A 21,470-nucleotide genomic window follows, 5' to 3' on the forward strand; every position below is an offset into this window, starting at 1 on the left:
CAGGACCCTGCACACCGCGACCTTACTCGCCGGCAAATGGCGCTCGGTGCCCTGGCCGGGGCGGCCGGGCTGCAGGCCGGCGCGGCAGCCGCCGCGACGGGCGGGGCCACCGAAAGCCCGGCCAACACCACGGCAAATCAGGCGGCCGGCAACAGGGCGGGCGTCCGCCACTCCGTCGCGCGCTGGACCTTCGACGCGATGGCGCTGCCCGATCTCTGCGCGCTGGCCCGCGGCATCGGCATGCAGGCTATCGACCTCGTCGGCCCCGCCGACTGGCAGACGCTGAAGGATGCCGGTCTCGACAGCTCGATGTGCAACGGCGCCGAGCCGAACCTGACGGACGGCTTCGCCGACCCGCAGTTTCACGACGCGCTGGTGCAAAGCTACGAACGTCACATCGACCTCGTGGCCGAGGCGGGCTATCGCAACCTGATCCTGTTCTCGGGCAACGCGCGCGGCATGGACCCCGGCACCGGGCTTGCGAATGCCGAGCGGGGGATCGGGCGCATTCTGTCCCGGGCCGAGGATCGGGGCGTCGTGTTGCACATGGAGCTTCTGAACTCGAAGGTCGATCACCCCGACTACATGGCGGACAATTCGCCCTGGGGGGTCGAGCTGTGCACCCGGCTCGGCTCGGACAGCTTCCGCCTGCTCTACGACATCTATCACATGCAGATCATGGAGGGCGACGTGATCCGGACGGTCCGCGATCACGGCGACTGTTTCGGCCACTACCACACCGCGGGCGTGCCCGGCCGCAACGAGATCGGCGAGAACCAGGAACTGCACTATCCGGCGATCATCCGCGCGATCGAGGAGACCGGGTTCACCGGATACCTCGCGCAGGAGTTCCTGCCGACCGCCAGCGATCCCGCCGCGTCCCTGCGCGACGCGGTCCGGATCTGCAGCGTCTGAGACATCCAGCGACATAGCCAGAGGAGGAGAGAAAATGGCGGACGACATGCACTACGACGCGATCGTCGTGGGGTCGGGGATCAGTGGCGGCTGGGCTGCCAAGGAGCTGACCGAGAAGGGGCTGAAGGTTCTGCTTCTGGAACGCGGCCGCAACATCGAGCACCAGGTCGACTACGTGAACGCCCAGAACGAGGCGTGGGATTATCCGCATCGCGGCGAGCCGACGCGCGACATGGTCGAAAAGCACCCCGTGCTCAGCCGCGACTACCCGCTCAACGAACAGACCCACGGCATGTGGGCCGACGAGCAGGAGAACCCCTATACCGAGGAGAAGCGGTTCGACTGGTACCGCGGCTATCACGTGGGGGGGCGGTCGCTTCTCTGGGGGCGGCACACCTACCGCTGGAACGAGGCGGATTTCGAGGCGAACGCCAAGGAGGGGATCGCCGTCGACTGGCCGATCCGGTACTCCGACCTCGCGCCGTGGTACGACTACGTCGAGGGGCATGCCGGCATCTCGGGCAACCGCGACGGGCTCGACGTTCTTCCCGACGGTAATTTCCAGCCTCCGATCCCGCTCAACATCGTGGAAAAGACGGTGTCCGAGCGCATCAAGCGCGAGTTCGGCGGCGAACGTCACCTGATCAACGCGCGCATGGCGAACATGACCGAGGACAAGCCCGACGAGGGCAGGACGAAGTGCCAGTTCCGCAACAAATGCTGGCTTGGCTGCCCCTACGGCGCCTACTTCGCCACCCAGTCCTCGACCCTGCCGGCGGCGATGGCGACGGGGAACCTTACGCTGCGCCCGCATTCCATCGTGCGGCAGGTGATGTACGACAAGGACAGGAAGCGCGCCACCGGGGTCGAGGTGATCGATTCAGAGACCGGGCAGACCTACGAATACACCGCCAACGTCATCTTCCTGAACGCCTCGACCTTCAACTCGACCTGGATCCTGATGAACTCCGCGACGGATGTCTGGGACGGCGGGCTTGGTTCGTCGAGCGGTGAGCTGGGCCACAACGTGATGGACCACCATTTCCGCACCGGCGCGCAGGCGACGCTGGAAGGGTTCGAGGACAAGTACTACTACGGTCGTCGCCCGACCGGGTACTACATGCCGCGCTACCGCAACTGGAACGGCGACAGCCGCGACTACGTGCGGGGCTTCGGCTACCAGGGCAGCGCCAGCCGCGAGGGCTGGGACCGGTCTGTTGCGGAACTGGGCAGCGGCGCGGACCTCAAGCATGCGCTGTCACGGCCGGGCGAGTGGACGATGATGATGCTGGCCTTCGGCGAGATGCTGCCCGCGCATCACAACCACATCGCGCTGGATCCCGACGTCACCGATGCCTGGGGCCTGCCGGTCCTGAAGTTCTCGGTCGAGATCGGCGAGAACGAAGAGCGGATGCGCAAGGACATGCGCGACGATGCGGTCGAGATGCTGACCGCGGCGGGTGGCTCAAACGTGGAGGGCTTCGACTGGGGCTATGCGCCCGGCATGGGCATCCACGAAATGGGGACCGCGCGCATGGGGCGCGACCCCAAGACCAGCGTGCTCAACGCCCATAACCAGGTCTGGGACGCGCCGAACGTCTTCGTCACCGACGGCGCGGCGATGACCTCGGCCTCCTGCGTGAACCCCTCGCTCACCTACATGGCGATGACCGCGCGCGCCGCGGATTTCGCGGTGTCCGAGCTGAAGAAAGGAAACCTCTGATGCAGCGCAGACAGCTTCTCCAGATGATCGCGGCGGCGACGGGCACGGCCTTCATCGCCGGCAAGGTCCAGGCCTACGAGCCGACCGAGACGGGGCAGAACCTGTTCTCGTCCGAGGATGGTCAGCTTCTCAACGATCTGGGCGAGACGATCCTGCCCGCCACCGACACGCCCGGCGCCAGGGACGCCGATGTCGGCCCCTTCATCACGCAATACGTCTCGGACTGTTACGACGACGGGGAGCAGGCGCTGTTCCGCGCGGGCCTGGACGACCTGCGCGACCGGGTGCAGGTCGTCTACGGCACCGATTTCGCGGGACTGTCCGACAGCCAGAGACGTGCCTTCGTCGACGATCTCGACATGACTGCAAGGATCGTCGCGTCGGGCGCGGGCGAGGGGGCGGGCGCCGCCGACCTGCACTGGTTCACGATGATGAAGCAGCTGGTGATCTTCGCCTTCTTCACGTCCCAGGTCGGCGCCACCGAGGTGCTGCGTTACGTCGCCGTGCCGGGACGCTTCGATGGCGATGTCGACTACAACGGCGAACCCGCCTGGGCGACCTGATCACGGCGTGACTACGGGCGGGTTGCCGCGTCAGGCGCCCCGCCCCCGAACATGAGGGAGAGAGACATGACACGTATGATGACCGCGCTGGCCGCCCTGGCCGCGCTGAACGGTGCCGCCCCCGCAATGGCGCAGGAAATGAGCGACGCGGCACGCTCGACCATCACCGAGCTTGACGGACCGAAGCCGCCGAAGATCGCGGCGCCGGCGGACGAGGCCCCCTCGGACGCGACCGTCCTCTTTGGCGGAGACAGTCTCGAAGCCTGGGAAAGCGTCGAGGGTGGCAAGGCCGCGTGGCTGGTCGAGGACGGGATCATGCGGGTGAACCGCGGCTCGGGCGCGATCCGCACCACGCAAGACTTCTGCGACGTGCAGCTTCACGTCGAGTGGCGCGCGCCAGAAGAGACCGAAGGCTACGACGGGCAGGACCGGGGAAATTCCGGCGTGTTCCTGCAAGAGCGTTACGAGGTTCAGGTGCTCGACAGCTACGACAACCCGACCTACGCCAACGGGCAGGCGGGGTCGATCTACAAGCAGCACATCCCGCTCGTGAACGCCTCGCGGCCGCCGGGGGAATGGCAAAGCTACGACATTATCTACACCGCCCCCGAATTCGGATCCGACGACCGGGTGAGCGAGCCCGCGCGCGTGACGGTGATGCACAACGGGATCGTCGTGCAGAACGACGTCCAGATCCAGGGAAAGACCGTCTGGATCGGAGCCCCTAGCTACGACGAGGCACATGGTTGCGCGCCGATCATGCTGCAGGATCACGACGCCGACGTGGCCTATCGCAACATCTGGGTGCGCGACTTGTCGTGACCCCGTGTCCGGGTGCCGGGCCCTCCGGGTCCGGCGCCTCGGCCGCCCCGCCCGGCGCGCAACGATGAGCGCGAGGCAATCGCCCGACGGGTCATCAGAATCCTGCGCTGAGTTGATCGACTGACCACTAACTTGCAGAGCGCGGCGCCACCGCAAACCGAGGCGCCGCGCTGCGTTTCAAACGTGCAAGTATCGGCCGGGCAGGGGCGCTGCCCCCGCAGGCCTGGCAGATCTTGGGGCCCGCGGTCAGGGGCGGGCGTAGGTGCCTTCGTAGATCGGCACCAGCGTGTCGACTTCGAGCAGGGACGAGATCGAGGTGCCGTGCCAGGTGTTCAGGATCGCCTGGGCGAAGATCGGCGCGGTGGGCACCACGCGGATGTTCGGCGCCTCCAGCGCGGCCTTCGGCGTTTCGATCGTGTCCGTGATCACGAGGCTTTTCAGCTTCGACGCGCTCACCCGCTCGACCGCCGGCTTCGACAGGACGCCGTGCGTGGTATAGGCGTGGACCTCCTGCGCTCCGTTGCCCATCAGGACCTCCGCGGCCTTGCACAGGGTGCCGGCGGTATCGCAGATGTCGTCGACGATCAGGCAGGTTTTTCCCTCGACCTCGCCGATCACCGTCATCTCGGCGACCTCACCGGCCTTTTCGCGGCGCTTGTCGACGATCGCCAGCGCGCAACCCAGCCGCTGCGCCAGCGACCGCGCGCGCGCCACGCCGCCGACGTCGGGCGACACCACGGTCAGGTTGTCGAGCTGCCCCTTGAAGTGGTGCATGATGTCCAGCGCGAAGATCGGCGCGGCATATAGGTTATCGACGGGGATGTCGAAGAAGCCCTGTATCTGCGCCGCGTGCAGATCCATCGTCAGCACCCGCGCCACGCCGGCCTCGGTCAGCATGTTGGCGACCAGCTTGGCCGAGATCGGCGTGCGCGACTTGGTGCGGCGGTCCTGTCGGGCATAGCCGAAATAGGGGATCACGGCGGTGATCTTGGCCGCCGACGACCGGCGCAGCGCGTCGGTGATGATCAGAAGCTCCATCAGGTTGTCGTTGGCGGGTTTCGAGGTCGGCTGGATCACGTACATGTCCTCGCCGCGGACGTTCTCGAACACCTCGACGAAGACCTCGCCGTCGTTGAACCGCTCGACCCTTGCGTCGACCAGCCCGACATTCATCCCCCGGTGCAGCGACATCCGCCGTGCGATTGAGTTGGCAAGCGGCATGTTGGCGTTGCCGGAGATGAGTTTCGGCTCGATCATGGAGGGCATGGGGGCAGGGGTCCTGTGGCAGCTGCGGTCGCGTTGACACGGATTAACACGGGCGTACCGTCGCGCAAGCCGAAGCGCCGCAGGAGGATGCAAAATGCCAAAGATAGACTATTTCTTTTCGACCCTGTCGCCCTATGCCTACCTCGCGGGCGACGGGCTTGAGCGGATTGCCGCCCGACACGACGCGACCATCGTCTACAAGCCCCTCGATCTGGCCCAGCTGTTCCCACGCACCGGCGGGACGCCCGTGGGCGACCGCCACCCCGCGCGGCTTGAGTACCGCGCGCAGGATCTTGCCCGGAGCGCGCGCAAGGTCGGGCTGCCGCTGGCCGTCGCGCCGGCGCACTGGCCCACGAATGCCGCGCCGTCGTCCTATGCCGTCATCGCCGCGCAGCGGGCGGTCGAGGCGGGCGCAGACGGCGACGTAGGCGCGCTGGTGCGGGCGATCCTTGCCGCCTGCTGGGCAGAAGAGCGCGACATTGCAGAGGACGACACGATCCGCGACTGCCTCGCGCGCACGGGCTTCGATCCCGCGCTTGCCGACAGCGGATTGCTGGCCGGTGCCGAAACCTATGCCGCCAATCTGGAAGAGGCCGCGGCCCGCGGGGTTTTCGGCGCACCCTTCTACATCACGCCCGACGACGCCCGGTTCTGGGGGCGCGACCGGCTTGAGGATCTGGACCTGCACCTGGGGGGCAAGATCTGACAGGCATCGGCGGGGCCCAAGGGCCGGCCGGGGGCACCTGCGCCCGGGGACAGGTTGATTAAGTCGGGCGGATGCCCTCCGGCGGGTGCCGTTGACCGGCCCCGCCGCCCACCGACGACAGCCCGAGACGCCTGCCCGACACACGGGCCTGAGGGGCGGGGCGGGCAGGGGCGGGATGGTCAGGGAGGGGATTGTCGGGGGCGGTATTGTCGGGGGCGGGGCCTGTCCCCCGATGCCTCAGCCGTGCAGAAGTTCGAGGAATCGCGCCGTCTCCTCGGGCGCGGTGGACCAGGAACAGACCATCCGCGCCGATAGAAGCTCGTCGTCGGGCCCTTCCAGCGACTGCCCGCCGGGCCAGAGGTAGTAGGCGGCGCCGGCGTCCTGCAGGCGCCGATGCGCCGCGCGCGGGAAGGCGGCGAAGACCGCGTTCGCGTCGGTCGGGTGCAGAAGCCGGCCGCCCGCCTGCGAGATGCCGTCCGACAGGGTGCGCCCCGCGTCGTTGGCAGCGCGCGCGAGGTCGAGCCACAGGTCGTCGGCCAGGTAGGCCTCCATCTGCGCCGAAAGGTAACGGTGCTTGGAGAACAGGTGCCCGCCCCGCTTGCGCCGCAGCTCGAACTCCCACGCCTTGGCGGGGTCGAAGAACACCACCGCCTCGACCCCGAGACAGCCGTTCTTGGTGCCGCCGAAGGACACGACATCGACGCCGGCCTTGCGCGAAAGCTCGGCCGGCGAGGCGCCGGTTGCGACCACCGCGTTGGCGAACCGCGCGCCGTCAAGGTGCACGGGCAGGCCGTGGGACTTTGCCACGTCGCACAGCGCACGCGTTTCCTCGGCCGAGTAGACGGTGCCGTTTTCGGTCGAGTTGGTCAGCGACACGATGCCGGGCTGGACCGAGTGGACGGCACCCCCGGTGGTGCGGATCGCGGCGTCCAGACCCTCGGGCGTCATCTTTGCATCGCGGCCCTGCGTCAGCACCAGCTTGGACCCGGTGGTATAGAATTCGGGCGCGCCGCATTCGTCTACGTTGATATGCGCGTCGGCGTGGCAGAACACGGCCTGGAAGGGCTGGCAGTAGCTGGCCAGCGCCAGCGCATTCGCCGCCGTCCCGGTGGCGACGAGGTAAACGGCAGCCTGCGGCGCCTCGAACACCTCGCGCAGGCGGGCGCGGACGCGGTCCATGATCGGGTCCTTGCCGTAGGGCATGGCATAGTCGCGGTTCGCGGCGGCCACGGCCTCCATCACGCTGGGATGGGCGGCGCTGGAGTTGTCGGAGGCGAAGTTCATGTGCCGGGTTCCTCTATGATGTGATCCTCCCACTCCTCCTCCGGTATCTCGAATTCGGGAATGGTGATCCCGCGGGCTGAGACGCCCGCGTCGTGAACGCTCTCGGGCGTGCCCGAGATCAGCGGATGCCAGTCGTAAAGCGGCTTGCCCTCCCATAGCAGCCGGTAGGCGCAGGTGGCGGGCATCCAATAGGCGACTTCGGGCAGGTTGCGGGGCGACAGAACCACGCATTCGGGAACGAATTGCTTGCGGATCTCGTATTGCGCGCAGCGGCATGATCCGTCGTCGAATAGCCTGCAGGAGATGCGGGTCAGCGCGACCTCGCCCGTCTCTTCGTCCTCAAGCTTGTTGAGGCAGCATTTGCCGCAGCCGTCGCAGAGGGCTTCCCATTCGCGGGGCGTCATCTGGTCCAGCGGCGTCGTGTCCCAGTAGCGGGGGCGCAGGCGGTCGCGCGGGATCGGATCGCGGGCGGTTTCCCTGTGCCCGTCGCTGCGGTCGTCGCTGCGCCCATCGCTGCGGTCATGCTCAGCCATCGATGCCGTCCGTCCGGCCATCCAGCGGCGCCGATGCGCCCTGATCGGCCCGTTCTTGCGCAAGGATCGACCGGGCGTGGGCGCTGTCGTCGTCCATCTGCGCGATCAGGCTGTCCAGGTCGTCGAATTTCAGCTCGGGCCGCAAGAACTCGACCAGCGCGACCGAGAGGTGTTCGCCGTAAAGATCGCCGCGGAAATCGAAGAGGAAGGTTTCGATGTTGGGCGCGTTGACGCCGAATGTCGGGCGCGTCCCGATCGAGGCGACGCCGTCGTAGTCGCCCGCGTAGGCGCCCGTCAGGACCCGCACGCGCACGGCATAGACGCCCAACCGCGGCTGGTGCAGCCCGGCGATCGACATGTTGGCGGTGGGGTAGCCCAGGTCCCGCCCGCGCCGGTCGCCGTGCAGTACCGCGCCTTCGATCCTGTGGTGGTGGCCCAGCATCGCGGTCGCGTCGCGCACCCGGCCCTCGGCCAGCGCCTCGCGAATCGAGGTCGAGGAGACGCGCAGCCCGGCTGTTTCCAGAAGATCGGCGCGGGTGACGCCAAACCCGAATTCCTCGCCGAAGGCAGCCAGCGCATCGGCATCGCCGTCGCGCCCCTTGCCAAAGCGGAAATCGCGCCCGACGACGACATGGCGCAGACCCAGCCCCCGGGCGATCACCTCTTCGGCGAAGGCCCGTGCTGGCAGTTGCGACAGCGTAGTGTCGAAGGGAAGCTCGTAGAGCAGATCCACCCCCAGACGGTCCAGCCGGTTGGCGCGCGCCTCGGCGTTCATCAGCCGGAACGGCGGGCTGTCGGGGGCGAAGAATTCACGCGGATGCGGTTCGAAGGTCATCACCCCGAGCGGCGCGCCCAGCCGCACGGCCTCGGCCCGGGCAAGGTCGATGACCGCCCGATGGCCCAGATGGACGCCGTCGAAATTGCCGATGGCCGCGCTCGCGCCGCGATCGCCTTCGGCGACGAACTGATGATCCCGCACGATCCGCATGGGCGATGCGATAGCGCCGCTCCCGCGCGGGTGCAAGCGGGGTCGGGCGATGCCGCTGCGGCGCGGCCCTAGCGCAGGAAGCCGATCGCGAAGTCCGGGGCGACGCCCTCTGCCTCGACATAGGCGGCCAGCGCCTGCGGTTCGGGCTGACTGTCGGTGCGGGTTTCCCGGGCCGCGAGGCCGCCGGTCACGAAGAGGCTGTCGATACCGGCGTCGCGCGCGCCCCTGATATCCGTGTGGATGCCGTCGCCCACGGCCAGGATGCGGGGGCTGTCGGGCGCGCGCCCGGTTTCGTCCAGCCGCCGGCGCGCGAGGTCGTAGATCGCGCCGTGTGGCTTGCCGAAATAGAGGCTCTCGCCGCCGAGGTCGGTATAGAGACGCGCCAGCGCGCCCGCGCACCATTCCCGCGTCTCGCCCCGGTCGACGACGATGTCGGGGTTCGCGCACAAGAGCTTCAGCCCGCGCCCGACTGCTGCTTCGAGCGTCGGGCGATAGGCCTCGGGCTCTTCGCCGGGCGTCGGGAAGCCGCAGCAGACGATGCCCTCGGCCGCCTCGGGCGCGACCAGCCGCGGCTCGATCGGCGAGGCGACGAGCGCGAGGGGGTCGAGAAAGGCGCGGTCGTGCTCGGCGCCGATGAACCACACGTCGCGCCCCACGGCGCCTTCGAAAAGGGCCACGCGCGCCGCGTCGCCCGAGCTGGCGATGGCGTCCCAGGCCGAGGTCGGCACGCCGAAGCTGTCCAGTTGCGTGGCGACCGAGGCGCGCGGGCGGGGGGAGTTGGTGACCAGGACCACCGTCTTGCCCGCGGCGCGGAAGGCGTTCAGCGCCAGCACGGCCTCGGGCAGGGCGCGCAGGCCGTCATGCACGCAGCCCCAGAGATCGCAGTAGAGGACATCGTAGTCGTCGGCGATCTGGTCGAGGGTCTCGATAAGTCGGGTCACGGGCCGCAGCCTCCTGATGATGATGCGCGATCCGCGCAGGGTCGGGCGTGCGCCGGTCGGACCCGGGCCCGGGGCGCCAACCGGAAGGGCACGCCCCGGCCGGACCCGGTGGCGGCCACGCGCGGCGGGCGCGCGTGGCCGGGGTGGGGGATTTAGACTGCGAGGTTCGGGATGATCTGCTTCTTGCGGCTGACGATGCCGGGCAGCACGACGGTGTCGTCGCCGCAGACGGTGGCAAAGCTCTTCTCGGCGACTTGGCGCGTCAGGTCGTTGGGGACCAGCATCGTCGCCTCTTCGCGCAGGATGTCGACGACGAAAAGCAGGACCTGGTCCACGCCGTCCTCGCGCGCGACCTCGTCCATCGCGGCGACCAGCGACGCCTTGCGCGCCAGCACGGTTTCCGGCGACGTGGTTTCCAGCACCGAGACGCGGAATTTCTTGCCGCCGACTTCGTATTCCTTGGAATCCATCCGCAGCAGTTCGGCGTCGGAGAAGGCCGAGACATCGGACTTCGCGGCGAACATCTCGGCGGCGTAGCCGGGGATGTCGACGCCCAGGTCGGCGGCCAGCGTCTCGGCCAGCTTGCGGTCCGCGTCGGTCGTGGTGGGCGAGCGGAATTCAAGCGTGTCGCTCAGGATGCAGGACAGCATCGCGCCCTTGATCGGATCGGGCATCTTGGTCGCCTCGGCGCCCATCAGGTCGTGCATGATGGTCGCGGTGCAGGCGACGGGGCGGACAGTGATGTCGATCGGACCCTTGGTCTCGATCCCGCCGACCAGCTTGTGGTGGTCGATGATCGCGGTGATGTCGGCGGCGTTGATGTCCGCGGGCAGCTCGGCAGGGTTGTTGGTGTCGACGATGACCACCGGATCGCCGGCGCCGACGCCGTCGATGATCTGCGGCTTGTCGAGGCCCCAGCGCTGCAGCATGAACGCCGCTTCGGTGTTGGGCTCGCCCAGCAGGGCGGGGGCGGCATCGCGGCCCTCGACCTCGTTTAGGTACCACGCCCAGATGATCGGCGAGCCGGTGGAATCGGTGTCGGGGGATTTGTGTCCGAAGACTTTGATGGTCATTGAGGCTGTCCCGTGATCCGGTTTGGTTTCGGCGCCCTTATATTCAGGGCGCCGGGCCTTGTCACCCGGCCCGGGGGGCCACGGTCCGCCGGCGGCGAGCCCGTCGTCAAGCTGCCCGAAAGGGGACCGCTTCGGGGGTGCGCCGCCTCCCCCACGAAGGCAGCGGCGGATTGCCGCTGCAGGCGAGCCCCCGCGGCGCGGGGGGGTTGCGGCGCAGGTCGCGCGATCCCAGTTGACAGCGTGAAGGCAGTCCCCTATCTCCCCGTCGTTAGCACTCACCCCTAGTGAGTGATAAGTGAAGACAAACGTGAACCCGAAGGAGCGTTCAGAGATGGCTTTCAAACCGCTGCATGACCGCGTGCTGGTCCGCCGTGTCGAGTCCGACGATAAGACCAAGGGCGGTCTGATCATCCCCGACAGCGCCAAAGAGAAACCTGCCGAAGGCGAAATCGTCTCGACCGGTGAAGGCGCCCGCAAGGATTCCGGCGAACTGATCGCGATGACGGTCAAGGCCGGCGACAAGGTGCTGTTCGGCAAATGGTCGGGCACCGAGGTCAGCCTCGACGGCGAAGACCTGCTGATCATGAAGGAATCGGACATCCTGGGCATCATCGCCTGATCGTCCCGCGGCCCCCGCAGGGCCGCGCCTTTTCTTCTGTGAAACACACGACATTCAAGGAGCAAGCATAATGGCTGCCAAGGACGTCAAATTCGACACCGATGCCCGCAACCGGATGCTCAAAGGCGTGAACATCCTGGCCGATGCGGTCAAGGTCACGCTGGGCCCCAAGGGCCGCAACGTCGTCATCGACAAATCGTTCGGTGCGCCCCGCATCACCAAGGACGGCGTCACCGTCGCCAAGGAAGTCGAACTGGAAGACAAGTTCGAGAACATGGGCGCGCAGATGGTGAAGGAAGTCGCTTCCCGCACCAATGACGAAGCCGGCGACGGCACCACCACCGCGACAGTTCTGGCCCAGGCCATCGTCAAGGAAGGCATGAAGTCGGTCGCCGCGGGCATGAACCCGATGGACCTCAAGCGTGGCATCGACATGGCCACTGCCAAGGTCGTCGAGCAGATCCGCGCCGCCGCGCGTGACGTGTCGGGCACCGACGAAGTCGCTCAGGTCGGCACCATCTCGGCCAACGGCGAAGCCGAAATCGGCCGCCAGATCGCCGACGCGATGCAGAAAGTCGGCAACGAAGGCGTCATCACCGTCGAAGAGAACAAGGGTCTCGAAACGGAAACCGACGTCGTCGAAGGCATGCAGTTCGACCGCGGCTTCCTGTCGCCCTACTTCGTCACCAACTCGGACAAGATGATTGCCGAGCTGGACGATTGCATGATCCTGCTGCACGAGAAGAAACTCTCGTCGCTGCAGCCGATGGTGCCGCTGCTCGAGTCGGTGATCCAGAGCCAGAAGCCGCTCCTCATCATCGCCGAGGACGTCGAAGGCGAAGCGCTGGCGACCCTCGTGGTCAACAAGCTGCGCGGCGGCCTGAAGATCGCTGCCGTCAAGGCCCCCGGCTTCGGCGACCGCCGCAAGGCCATGCTGCAGGACATCGCCGTCCTGACCGGCGGCCAGGTGATCTCGGAAGATCTGGGCATGAAGCTCGAGAACGTGACCGTCGACATGCTGGGCCAGGCCAAGCGCGTCTCGATCACCAAGGACGAGACCACGATCGTGGACGGTGCCGGCGACAGCGCCGAGATCGAAGCCCGCGTCGGCCAGATCCGCAACCAGATCGAGGAAACCACCTCGGACTACGACCGTGAAAAGCTGCAGGAACGCGTGGCGAAGCTCGCCGGCGGTGTGGCTGTCATCCGCGTCGGCGGCATGACCGAAGTCGAAGTCAAAGAGCGCAAGGACCGCGTCGATGACGCGCTGAACGCGACCCGTGCGGCCGTTCAGGAAGGCATCGTCGTCGGTGGCGGCGTGGCCCTGATCCAGGGTGCCAAGGCGCTCGAAGGGCTCGAAGGCATCAACAGCGACCAGAACGCCGGTATCGCCATCGTGCGCCGCGCGCTCGAAGCGCCGCTGCGCCAGATCGCCGAGAACGCCGGTGTCGACGGCTCGGTCGTCGCGGGCAAGATCCGCGAAAGCTCGGACCTCAAGTTCGGCTTCAACGCCCAGACCGAAGAATATGGCGACATGTTCTCGTTCGGCGTGATCGACCCGGCCAAGGTGGTGCGCACCGCGCTCGAGGATGCAGCCTCGATCGCCGGCCTGCTGATCACCACCGAAGCGATGATCGCTGACAAGCCCGAGCCGAAAGGCCAGGGCGGCGCCGGCGGCGGCATGCCCGACATGGGCGGCATGGGCGGCATGATGTAAGCCACCCGGGCCACCGATCGGCATCGCCGGTCGACCCCGACAGACAGGAAGGGGCGTTCCGCAAGGGGCGCCCCTTTCTCGTTGTGGGCGGGGGCGCGGTGGTCCAGTCTTGGCCTTACGCCTGCGAGCCCGCAAACCCACGAGGTGCCAAGCATGGAACGCCACGACGGAGGATGCCTTTGCGGGGCGCTGCGCATTTCGGCCAGGGGTCGGCCGCTGCGTGTCGGCCTGTGCCACTGTCTGGACTGCCGCCGCCACCATGGCGCGCCGTTCTATGCGGCCGCGATCTTCCGGGCCGATAACGTGCGGATTACCGGACCATGGCGGGCCTATCGCGGGCGTGCCTTTTGTCCCGATTGCGGCTCGTCGGTCTTTGCGCAGAGCGGCGAGGAAATCGAGGTTCATCTGGGCGCTCTCGATACCCCCGACAGTCTGCGCCCCGATTACGAGGTCTGGACCTGCCGGCGCGAAAGCTGGCTGACCCCGGTCCCCGGTGCGGCCCAGTTTCCGCGTGACAGGGAGGACGCGTAGGTCCCGGCGCGCGACGCGACCGGGGGTCGGGGGCGCTAGAGACCCTGGTTGATGCAGCCTGAGGGCGCGTCCGGGCACTGGCGTCGTCCCCTGCCAGTGTCCTCGGGCGCCCGGGCCGCGGTCAGGCGGCGCCGGTGCGGCGGTTCACGTGGCCCATCTTGCGTCCCGCGCGCACCTCGGCCTTGCCGTAAAGGTGCAGCGCCGCGCCCGAGGTCCTGAGATCGGGCAGGCGGTCCATGTCGGCACCGATCAGGTTCTCCATCACCACGTCGGAATGGCGCAACCCGTCGCCCAGGGGCCAGCCTGCCACCGCGCGGATATGCTGTTCGAACTGGTCGATGTCGCAACCGTTCTGCGTCCAGTGGCCCGAGTTGTGGACCCGCGGCGCGATCTCGTTCACGACAAAGCCGTCCGGCGTCACGAAAAGCTCGACCCCCAGAACTCCGACATAGTCGAGCGCGTTGAGGATGCGTGCCGCGACCAGCACCGCGTCGGTGCGTTGCGATGCGCTGAGCCGCGCAGGCACGGTCGTGGTCCGCAGGATGCCGTCCTCGTGCAGGTTCTCGCCCGGATCGAAGCAGGCCACGGACCCGTCGGCACCGCGGGCGCCGATCACCGAAACCTCGCGCTCGAACGGCACGAGGCCTTCCAGGATCGCGGGCGCACCGTCGAGGGTGGCAAGGGCCGCGTCGGCGTCCTGCGCCGTGGCCAGCCGCGCCTGTCCCTTGCCGTCGTAGCCGAAGCGCCGGGTCTTGAGGATCGCTGGCGCGCCCACCTGCGCCAGCGCGGTGCCGAGGTCCTCGGCGCCGTCCACGGCGGCAAAGGGCGCGACGGTCAGGCCCAGATCGGCGAGGAAGGTCTTCTCGGTCAGCCGGTCCTGGCTGACGCGCAGCGCCTCGCGTCCCGGTCGGATCGGGCGGATCGCCTCGACGGTATCCAGCGCGGCGGTCGGGATGTTCTCGAACTCGTAGGTCACGACATCGACCGACTGCGCGAAACGGGTCAGCGCCTCGGTATCGTCATAGCCGGCCTTCATGTGGAAATTCGCGACATGCGAGGCGGGGCAATCGCCGCCGGGTTCGAAGATGCAGGTCTTGAACCCCAGCCGGGACGCGGCCACCGACAGCATGCGGCCCAGCTGGCCGCCGCCGAGGATGCCGATCGTGGATCCGGGGGCGAGGGGGGGCGTGGTCTCAGTCATCGCTGGGCTCCTCGGGGATCGAGGCCGAGAGCGCGGCGCGCCAGGCATCCAGCCGCCCGGCCAGCGCAGGGTCGGAGACGGCGAGGATCGCGGCGGCCATCAGGCCCGCGTTGGCCGCGCCAGCCGACCCGATCGCCATGGTCGCGACGGGAAAGCCCTTGGGCATCTGCAGGATTGAATAGAGGGAATCGACCCCGGACAGCGCCCGGGTCTGCACCGGTACACCGATCACCGGCACCCGGGTCTTCGACGCCATCATGCCGGGCAGATGCGCCGCCCCTCCGGCGCCGGCGATGATCACCTTCAGGCCGCGGTCCACGGCGGTCTTGCCGTAGTCCCACAGCCGGTCCGGCGTGCGGTGGGCCGAGACGATGCGGGTTTCGTGCGTGACGCCCAGCTCGTCCAGAATGGTCGCCGCCTCGCGCAGCGTGGGCCAGTCCGACTGGCTGCCCATGATGATCCCGACGTCGACGCCCATCGCCTGCCTCCTGAACTTCGATCTGCCCCGGCCAGTATACGCAGCCGCCCCATGGCGCAACGGGCGCGGGCCGTCACGGTGTCCACCGCGAGGGCGCGGAGCCGGATCCTCGTGCGGCAGGCTATAGCCGGCAGTGACAGGGGGGGGGCGGACCGGGCTGCGGGGCTGGCCCCGTGGGGCCGCGCGCGGCGCCTACCCGCGGCGGGTGCTTTCACGCGGCATCAGACGGAACCCGAGGTCGGCGATCCTGGGGCCCGGATCGCGGTCGTCGAGGCGGGCCAGGATCTTCTCCATCGCGGTGCGCCCCATGTCGTGCCGGAAGGTGCGCAGGCTGGTCAGGGTGGGATAGGCGGCGGCGTTGACCTCGAAATCGTTGAAGCCGCAGACGCCGAAGCTTTCCCCGATCCGAAATCCCCGTCGCAGCGCCGCGAACTGCACCCCGAGCGCGAGGTCGTCGTTGTTGCAAAAGACCGCGTCGGTTTCGGGCGCCTGCGCCAGCAGCCGGTCCAGAAGCGTGCCGCCCAGCGATACGCTGGAGGCGTCGTTCGTCACCATCTCGTGCCCCTCGACGGGCAGGCCGGCGGCGTCGAGCGCGGCGCGGAACCCTGCGCGGCGGCGTGTCGAACGGGGATCCATCCGGGCCCCGATAAAGGCCGGGGCCCGGTAGCCCTGTGCGATCAGGTGTTCGGTCGCCGCCTGCGCCGCCTCGTGGTGGGAAAAGCCCACCATCATGTCGATGGGATCCTGGGCCAGGTCCATGATCTGCACCACCGGGCATCCGGCCCGTTCAAGCAGGGTGCGCGCCTCGGGCGTCTGGTCGACGCCCGCCACCACCAGCCCCGCGGGGCGCTGGCTGAGGAAGACGCGGATCAGCTCTTCCTCGGTTTCGCTGCGGTATCGGGTGTTGCCGAGCTGGACCTTGTAGGGCGTCCCTGAGACGGCGCTGTAGACCCCGCTCAGCACGTCCGAGAACACGTTGTTGGTGACAGACGGGATCAGAACTCCGATGACCGAGGTGCGCTGCGACGCCAGGGCCTGTGCCGCCGGGTCGGGGATGTATCCCAGCTCGTGCACCGCCTCGGCGATCCGGGCGCGCAGGGCGGGCGATACCATTTCGGGGCGGCGCAGCGCACGGCTGACGGTGATCGTCGAGGTGCCGACCCGGGCCGCGACGTCGGCGAGGGTGACGCGGCGGGACGACCTGCGGCCAGAGGGGGAGGGGGCATCGATGCGTGACATGGGGAAACTATCCTTGACGCATGACAGCGCTGTCAATAAGCATTGCGCCCATGACAACGCTGTCATTCGCGCAGCGCGCAACCATGGGGGGAGCTATGCGGCACGTGCTGGTCATGGGCATCTGCGGCACGGGCAAATCGTCCGTCGCCGGGCTGCTGGCCGCGCGCACCGGGCGGGGATTCGTCGAGGCCGACGATCATCATTCGGCCGAGGCGATTGCCCGGATGGCCCGTGGCGAGGCGCTGACCGACGACGACCGCTGGGGCTGGCTTGACCGCGTGGCGCAGGCCGCCCTCGCCGAAGGCCGGCCGACGGCGATCGCCTGTTCGGCGCTGAAGCGGGCGTATCGCGACCGTCTGTCCGAAACGCTTGGCGAGATCGACGTCATCCACCTGGACGGCGCCCGCGATCTGGTCGCCCGGCGCATGGCCGACCGTGCAGGACATTTCATGCCCGTCAGCCTGATCGACAGCCAGTTGTCCGCTCTCGAACCGCCCGCAGGCGCGCGTGTCCTGCGGCTGGATATCGATCAGCCGCTCGATGCGCTCGTGGCGCAGGCGGTCGAATTCACGACCCCGGAACGCCCCTCGGCGTAACCGGGACTTTTCACCTTGGGAGGACCAAACATGAAGACCCTTACCCTGACCGCCCTGCTGGCCCTTGGTACCGCGACCGGCGCGCTGGCGCAGGAGATGACGCTGCGCTTTCAGTCGTCGGACCCCGCGGGCAACCCCAACTTCCTGCTGCAGAAGGAATGGGCCGCAAGCGTTTCCGAAAAGACCGACGGCGCCATCACGGTCGAGCTTCTGCCGGTCGAATCCATCGTCGCCCATAACGAAACGCAGGACGCCATCGCCGCCGGCATTCTTGACGGCCACGTCACCGACACCTCGTACTTTGCGGGCAAGGACCCGGCCTTCGGCCTGATCGCGAACCCCGTCGGCGCGTGGTCCGACCCGCAGGAAATGTTCGATTACATGGAAGAGGGCGGCGGCCGCGAGCTGATGAACGAGCTGCTGAACCCGTATGGCCTGCAGTTCCTCGGCGCGACGACCCCGGGGCTCGAGGCGCTGGTGGCGAAGGTGCCGCTGGACGGGGTCGACGACCTGCAGGGCCTCAAGATGCGCGCGCCCGAGGGGCTGGTGCAGCAGGTCTTTGCCGCGGCCGGTGCCGCGCCGGTGAACCTGCCCGGGTCCGAGGTCTTCACCTCGCTCGACAAGGGCGTGATCGACGCGGCCGACTACACCGTGTTCTCGACCAACCAGGCGCAGGGCATGCACGACGTCGCAAAGCACCCGGTCTACCCCGGCTTCCACTCGATGCCGCTGGTCGAGATTTCCATGAACAAGGAAAAGTTCGACAGCCTGCCCGAAGAGCAGCAGACCGCGCTGGTCGAATCGGTCGCCGAGTTCGCGCAGATGCAGGTGTCGGAACTTCGCGCCGCCGACGAGGCCGCCGTCGAGAAGGCCCGCGAAGCCGGTGACATCACGATCCACGACTGGCCCGAGGACGAGCGCGCGCGCTTCCGCCAGATCGCGCAGGGCGAATGGCAGACCGTGGCCGACAAGTCGGAGAACGCACAGAAGGTCTACGATTCGCTGACCACCTACCTCACCGATGCCGGGCTGATGCAGTCCGAGTAATCGCAGCGACCCGAGCCATGCCCGGGCCGGCCTGCGCGTCGGCCCGGGGTCTTGCAGTCCGAGGAGGGGACAGATGGTCAGCCATCAAGAGACGAGCGAGGCGGCCCACGAGGCGCCGCAGGGGGCCATCGCCGAATCCGGCCTGCTGGGTAGGGCGATCTCGGCCGGGGGGCTGGTGTTCGCGGCGGGCATCGTTGTGGCGATGCTGATCCTGATCCAGGAGGTGGTGCTGCGCTACTTCTTCAATTCGCCCACGGTCTGGGCGCACGAGACGACGATCTTCCTGTCGGGGATCGCCTTCGTCTACGGCGGGCTCTACTGCGTGGCGCAGGACAACCACATCCGCGTGGTGCTGCTTTACGATGCGATCCCGCGAGGGGCACGCCGCATCCTGGACATCGTGATCTCGGTCATCTGCGCGTTGGCCTCGGGCATGTTCGCCTGGGCCGCGTGGCTGATGGTCGAACGGGCGGTCTTCACCCCCGCGGGTGACTTCCGGCTCGAAACCTCGGGCAGCGCGTGGGACCCGGTCTACCCGGGGCTGATGAAGCTCTTCCTGCTTGCCGTGATGGCCGTGATGGCCCTCCAGTTCCTCATCCTTGCCATCAACTACGCGCGGGGAAGGCGCTGACATGGACATTTTCGGTTCGCTTCAGGGCCTCGGCGTCGAAAACGCCACCTACCTCATGTTCGCGATGCTGCTGGTGCTTCTGGTCACCGGCATCCCGCTGGCCTTCGTAACACTTCTGGTCGCGCTGATCTTCGCCCTGGGCTGGTTCGGGCCGATGGCGGTGCCGCTGATCACCAGCCGTGTCTATTCCTTCGTCTCCAGCTTCGTCTTTGTCTCGGTGCCGATGTTCGTGCTGATGGCCGCGATCCTCGACCGATCCGGCATTGCGCGGGACCTTTTCGACGCGATGAAGCTGGTCGGCGGCCGTCTGCGCGGCGGCGTGGCGATCCAGACGATCCTGGTCGCGGTCATCCTGGCCGCGATGTCGGGCATCATCGGCGGCGAGATCGTCCTGCTGGGCCTGATCGCGCTGCCGCAGATGCTGCGGCTGGGCTATGACCGGCGGCTGGCCATCGGCGTGGTCTGCGCGGGCGGGGCGCTGGGCACCATGGTGCCGCCCTCGATCGTGCTGATCATCTATGGTCTGACGGCGAACGTGTCGATCGGGGATCTCTTCACCGCGTCCTTCCTGCCGGGCCTGATGCTGGCGGGATTCTACGTGGCCTACGTGCTGATCCGCGCCTACCTCAACCCCGCCGTCGCCCCCGTGATGGAGGCCGACGACAGCCAGACATGGCGCGACAGACTGCCGCTGCTCAAGGGGCTGATCCTGCCGATCCTCGTGGTCATCGGGGTCCTGGGTTCGATCTACGGCGGCGTCGCCAGCGTGACCGAGGCATCGGCCGTGGGCGTGCTGGGCGTGATCGTGTCGACGATGATCCGGGGCGAGTTCACCTTTGGCCTGCTCACGGGCGCGGCGCTGCAGACACTGCGGACCGTCGGCATGATCGTCTGGATCGGCATCGGCGCGTCGGCCCTGGTCGGGGTCTTCAACCTGATGGGCGGGCTGGACTTCATCCGGTCGCTGCTGACGAACCTCAGCGACGATCCGCTTCATGTCCTGCTGTTCATGATGGCGATCCTCTTCGTGCTGGGCATGTTCCTCGACTGGGTGGGGATCGCCCTTCTGGCGATGCCGGTCTTCGTGCCGATCATCAAAGATCTGGGCTATGATGCGGTGTGGTTCGGGGTGCTGTTCTGCATGAACATGCAGGTGAGTTTTCTCACGCCGCCCTTCGGACCTGCGGCCTTCTACCTTAAATCCGTGGCGCCGCCCGAGATCAGCCTCGGCGAGATCTTCAAGTCGCTCCTGCCGTTCATCGCGCTGCAGGTCCTGGCGCTGGCGGTGCTGATCGCCTTCCCCGGGATCACCGGGCGCTGAACCGGCCCGGGGGGGGGCGCCCGCCGCGCGGCCCCCCGGGGACCTCTCGCCCGTTGGTCGCGATGCGGCGCGGGACAGGGCCGGCAGGCGGCATGGCCTGCGCGGTCGGGTCACCTGGAGTGGTTTCGGGTGCCGTAGGCCCGGCGCCGTGCCCTTGGCCCGGCTCAGGCCAGGATGTCGGGGATCAGGCGATCCTCGATTCGGGCGATTTCATCCTTCAGTCCCAGCTTGCGCTTTTTCAGGCGCTGCAGGGTGAACGCCTCGCCCGGCGGTCCGTCCTGCAAGGCACGGATCGCGGCGTCGAGGTCGGCATGCTCGCGGCGCAGCACCCCGAGCTTCACGCGCAGGACCTCTTCTGTTTCCATTCGGCTGGAGGCGTTCATTTTCGCTATCCCGGGCTTTGCGCCCCCTGTCTAGCGCGTTTGCGCGCGATCGCAAAGAAACCTTGTAGGGCGTGAAACCCGCCCCCATATTCGGGTCAGACAGCCGCCGCACGGGGCTGATCTGCACGATCGCTTGATGAAGGACGTGTCGATGACGAAAATGGCCCTTGGGTCCCACCCGTTCCTCTTGGGGTTCGAGCAGCTTGAACGGCTGGTCGAGCGCACCGCCAAGTCGGATGCCGGAGGGTATCCCCCCTATAATATCGAACAAACCAGCGAGACCGCGTATCGCATCACCCTGGCTGTCGCCGGGTTCGGCGACGACGACCTGTCGATCACCGTCGAGGATCGCCAGCTTGTGGTGCGCGGACGCCAGTCCGAGCCGTCGGAGGATCGGTTGTTCCTGCATCGCGGCATCGCCGCCCGGCAGTTTCAGCGGACCTTCGTGCTGGCCGACGGCGTTGAGGTGGCAGGCGCGGCGCTGGAAAACGGTTTGCTGCATGTCGATCTGGAGCGGTCCGTGCCCGAAACGGTGGTCCGCACGATCCAGATTTCGAAAGGTTGAGGGAAAGGTAGTCCAGATGGATACGCATTACGAAGCCGTCCCCGAGGGGGGCCAGAACATCGTCTATGTCCGTCCCGTGAAGGTTCATGACCTGCCGGACGACGTTCGCGAACAGGCAGGCGACCTCGACCTGGTCTATGCCGTCCACAACGAAGAAGGCGACCGGCTGGCGCTGGTCAAGGACCGGCAGCTGGCGTTCATCGTGGCGCGGCAGAACGATCTGGCGCCGGTCAGCGTGCACTGATCGCGCCTGACGCGCGGGCTTTTGATCCCGCCAGAGAATGCGAAAGGGCCGCGTCTTCACCCGAAGACGCGGCCCTTTTTGCGA

24 protein-coding genes are annotated in these 21,470 nt (G+C 67.7%); 14 read left to right on the forward strand and 10 right to left on the reverse strand.

Annotated elements, in window-relative coordinates; genetic code table 11:
• The 4 genes from EKE94_RS00005 to EKE94_RS00020 all read left to right on the forward strand — a co-directional run.
• The coding region (locus EKE94_RS00005) for a hydroxypyruvate isomerase family protein (protein ID WP_328590458.1) at positions 1-915 on the forward strand (915 nt) is incomplete at its 5' end.
• A 34-nt stretch (positions 916-949) separates the two neighbouring features.
• Positions 950-2,638 carry a GMC oxidoreductase gene (locus tag EKE94_RS00010; RefSeq protein WP_127904559.1) on the forward strand — a complete coding sequence of 563 codons (1,689 nt, stop codon included), beginning with the start codon at positions 950-952 and terminating at the stop codon, positions 2,636-2,638.
• Positions 2,638-3,201 carry a gluconate 2-dehydrogenase subunit 3 family protein gene (locus tag EKE94_RS00015; RefSeq protein WP_127904560.1) on the forward strand — a complete coding sequence of 188 codons (564 nt, stop codon included), beginning with the start codon at positions 2,638-2,640 and terminating at the stop codon, positions 3,199-3,201. The genes EKE94_RS00010 and EKE94_RS00015 overlap by 1 nt, the downstream gene beginning before the upstream one ends.
• 66 nt (positions 3,202-3,267) lie before the next feature.
• Positions 3,268-4,023 (forward strand): 3-keto-disaccharide hydrolase, encoded by a 756-nt coding sequence (locus EKE94_RS00020; RefSeq protein WP_206614996.1) that lies wholly within the window; start codon positions 3,268-3,270, stop codon positions 4,021-4,023.
• A gap of 246 nt (positions 4,024-4,269) precedes the next feature.
• On the opposite strand, the gene EKE94_RS00025 is transcribed toward EKE94_RS00020, so the two are convergent.
• On the reverse strand, positions 4,270-5,289 hold the full coding sequence (locus EKE94_RS00025; RefSeq protein ID WP_127904562.1) for a ribose-phosphate pyrophosphokinase: 1,020 nt from the start codon (positions 5,287-5,289) through the stop codon (positions 4,270-4,272).
• A 94-nt stretch (positions 5,290-5,383) separates the two neighbouring features.
• Between EKE94_RS00025 and EKE94_RS00030 the strand changes: the two genes are divergently transcribed.
• Complete coding sequence (locus EKE94_RS00030; protein ID WP_127904563.1) at positions 5,384-5,995, forward strand: 2-hydroxychromene-2-carboxylate isomerase; 612 nt, start codon at positions 5,384-5,386, stop codon at positions 5,993-5,995.
• Between the two features lie 237 nt (positions 5,996-6,232).
• Here the strand turns inward: EKE94_RS00030 and EKE94_RS00035 are convergent, their stop codons facing one another.
• The 5 genes from EKE94_RS00035 to EKE94_RS00055 form a co-directional block, all read right to left on the reverse strand.
• Complete coding sequence (locus tag EKE94_RS00035; RefSeq protein WP_127904564.1) at positions 6,233-7,279, reverse strand: threonine aldolase family protein; 1,047 nt, start codon at positions 7,277-7,279, stop codon at positions 6,233-6,235.
• Complete coding sequence (locus EKE94_RS00040) at positions 7,276-7,812, reverse strand: YcgN family cysteine cluster protein (RefSeq protein WP_127904565.1); 537 nt, start codon at positions 7,810-7,812, stop codon at positions 7,276-7,278. Before EKE94_RS00040 ends, EKE94_RS00035 begins: the two co-directional genes overlap by 4 nt.
• Complete coding sequence (locus EKE94_RS00045) at positions 7,805-8,800, reverse strand: bifunctional riboflavin kinase/FAD synthetase (protein ID WP_127904566.1); 996 nt, start codon at positions 8,798-8,800, stop codon at positions 7,805-7,807. The genes EKE94_RS00040 and EKE94_RS00045 overlap by 8 nt, the downstream gene beginning before the upstream one ends.
• Positions 8,801-8,868: 68 nt before the next feature.
• Entirely contained in the window at positions 8,869-9,741 is an 873-nt protein-coding gene (locus EKE94_RS00050) for a TIGR01459 family HAD-type hydrolase (RefSeq protein ID WP_127904567.1), read from the reverse strand.
• A gap of 152 nt (positions 9,742-9,893) precedes the next feature.
• Positions 9,894-10,814 (reverse strand): manganese-dependent inorganic pyrophosphatase, encoded by a 921-nt coding sequence (locus tag EKE94_RS00055; RefSeq protein WP_127904568.1) that lies wholly within the window; start codon positions 10,812-10,814, stop codon positions 9,894-9,896.
• 331 nt (positions 10,815-11,145) lie between these two features.
• On the opposite strand from EKE94_RS00055, the gene EKE94_RS00060 reads away from it, so the two are divergent.
• From EKE94_RS00060 to EKE94_RS00070, 3 genes are all read left to right on the forward strand, one after another.
• On the forward strand, positions 11,146-11,433 hold the full coding sequence (locus EKE94_RS00060) for a co-chaperone GroES (protein ID WP_127904569.1): 288 nt from the start codon (positions 11,146-11,148) through the stop codon (positions 11,431-11,433).
• Positions 11,434-11,503: 70 nt separating this feature from the next.
• Positions 11,504-13,150, forward strand: a complete 1,647-nt coding sequence (gene groL, locus EKE94_RS00065; protein WP_127904570.1) for a chaperonin GroEL — start codon at positions 11,504-11,506, stop codon at positions 13,148-13,150.
• 153 nt (positions 13,151-13,303) lie between these two features.
• The gene (locus EKE94_RS00070) at positions 13,304-13,681 is read left to right on the forward strand and encodes a GFA family protein (RefSeq protein ID WP_127904571.1); all 378 of its coding nucleotides are present in this window, start codon (positions 13,304-13,306) and stop codon (positions 13,679-13,681) included.
• Positions 13,682-13,802: 121 nt separating this feature from the next.
• Here the strand turns inward: EKE94_RS00070 and EKE94_RS00075 are convergent, their stop codons facing one another.
• From EKE94_RS00075 to gntR, 3 genes are all read right to left on the reverse strand, one after another.
• The gene (locus tag EKE94_RS00075; RefSeq protein WP_127904572.1) at positions 13,803-14,882 is read right to left on the reverse strand and encodes a 5-(carboxyamino)imidazole ribonucleotide synthase; all 1,080 of its coding nucleotides are present in this window, start codon (positions 14,880-14,882) and stop codon (positions 13,803-13,805) included.
• Positions 14,875-15,360, reverse strand: a complete 486-nt coding sequence (gene purE, locus EKE94_RS00080) for a 5-(carboxyamino)imidazole ribonucleotide mutase (RefSeq protein ID WP_127904573.1) — start codon at positions 15,358-15,360, stop codon at positions 14,875-14,877. Before purE ends, EKE94_RS00075 begins: the two co-directional genes overlap by 8 nt.
• Positions 15,361-15,552: 192 nt before the next feature.
• Positions 15,553-16,599: an HTH-type transcriptional regulator GntR gene (gntR, locus tag EKE94_RS00085; protein WP_127904574.1), complete on the reverse strand. Its 1,047-nt coding sequence runs from the start codon at positions 16,597-16,599 to the stop codon at positions 15,553-15,555.
• Between the two features lie 50 nt (positions 16,600-16,649).
• On the opposite strand from gntR, the gene EKE94_RS00090 reads away from it, so the two are divergent.
• The 4 genes from EKE94_RS00090 to EKE94_RS00105 all read left to right on the forward strand — a co-directional run bounded on the left by EKE94_RS00090 (position 16,650) and on the right by EKE94_RS00105 (position 20,194).
• Positions 16,650-17,195 (forward strand): gluconokinase, encoded by a 546-nt coding sequence (locus EKE94_RS00090; RefSeq protein ID WP_235855844.1) that lies wholly within the window; start codon positions 16,650-16,652, stop codon positions 17,193-17,195.
• Positions 17,196-17,225: 30 nt separating this feature from the next.
• On the forward strand, positions 17,226-18,242 hold the full coding sequence (locus EKE94_RS00095; protein WP_127904575.1) for a TRAP transporter substrate-binding protein: 1,017 nt from the start codon (positions 17,226-17,228) through the stop codon (positions 18,240-18,242).
• A 73-nt stretch (positions 18,243-18,315) separates the two neighbouring features.
• Complete coding sequence (locus EKE94_RS00100) at positions 18,316-18,873, forward strand: TRAP transporter small permease subunit (RefSeq protein WP_127904576.1); 558 nt, start codon at positions 18,316-18,318, stop codon at positions 18,871-18,873.
• 1 nt (position 18,874) lies between these two features.
• Positions 18,875-20,194, forward strand: coding sequence for a TRAP transporter large permease (locus EKE94_RS00105; RefSeq protein WP_127904577.1), 1,320 nt, complete (start codon positions 18,875-18,877; stop codon positions 20,192-20,194).
• Between the two features lie 164 nt (positions 20,195-20,358).
• Here EKE94_RS00105 and EKE94_RS00110 read toward each other — a convergent pair whose 3' ends face one another.
• Positions 20,359-20,577: a YdcH family protein gene (locus EKE94_RS00110; RefSeq protein WP_127904578.1), complete on the reverse strand. Its 219-nt coding sequence runs from the start codon at positions 20,575-20,577 to the stop codon at positions 20,359-20,361.
• 151 nt (positions 20,578-20,728) lie between these two features.
• Between EKE94_RS00110 and EKE94_RS00115 the strand changes: the two genes are divergently transcribed.
• Positions 20,729-21,142 carry an Hsp20 family protein gene (locus tag EKE94_RS00115; RefSeq protein ID WP_127904579.1) on the forward strand — a complete coding sequence of 138 codons (414 nt, stop codon included), beginning with the start codon at positions 20,729-20,731 and terminating at the stop codon, positions 21,140-21,142.
• Between the two features lie 16 nt (positions 21,143-21,158).
• Positions 21,159-21,386 carry a DUF1150 family protein gene (locus EKE94_RS00120; RefSeq protein WP_127904580.1) on the forward strand — a complete coding sequence of 76 codons (228 nt, stop codon included), beginning with the start codon at positions 21,159-21,161 and terminating at the stop codon, positions 21,384-21,386.
• The last annotated feature ends 84 nt before the right edge of the window (positions 21,387-21,470 follow it).

Source organism: Mesobaculum littorinae (genome assembly GCF_004011175.1).
Classification (GTDB): domain Bacteria; phylum Pseudomonadota; class Alphaproteobacteria; order Rhodobacterales; family Rhodobacteraceae; genus Tranquillimonas; species Tranquillimonas littorinae.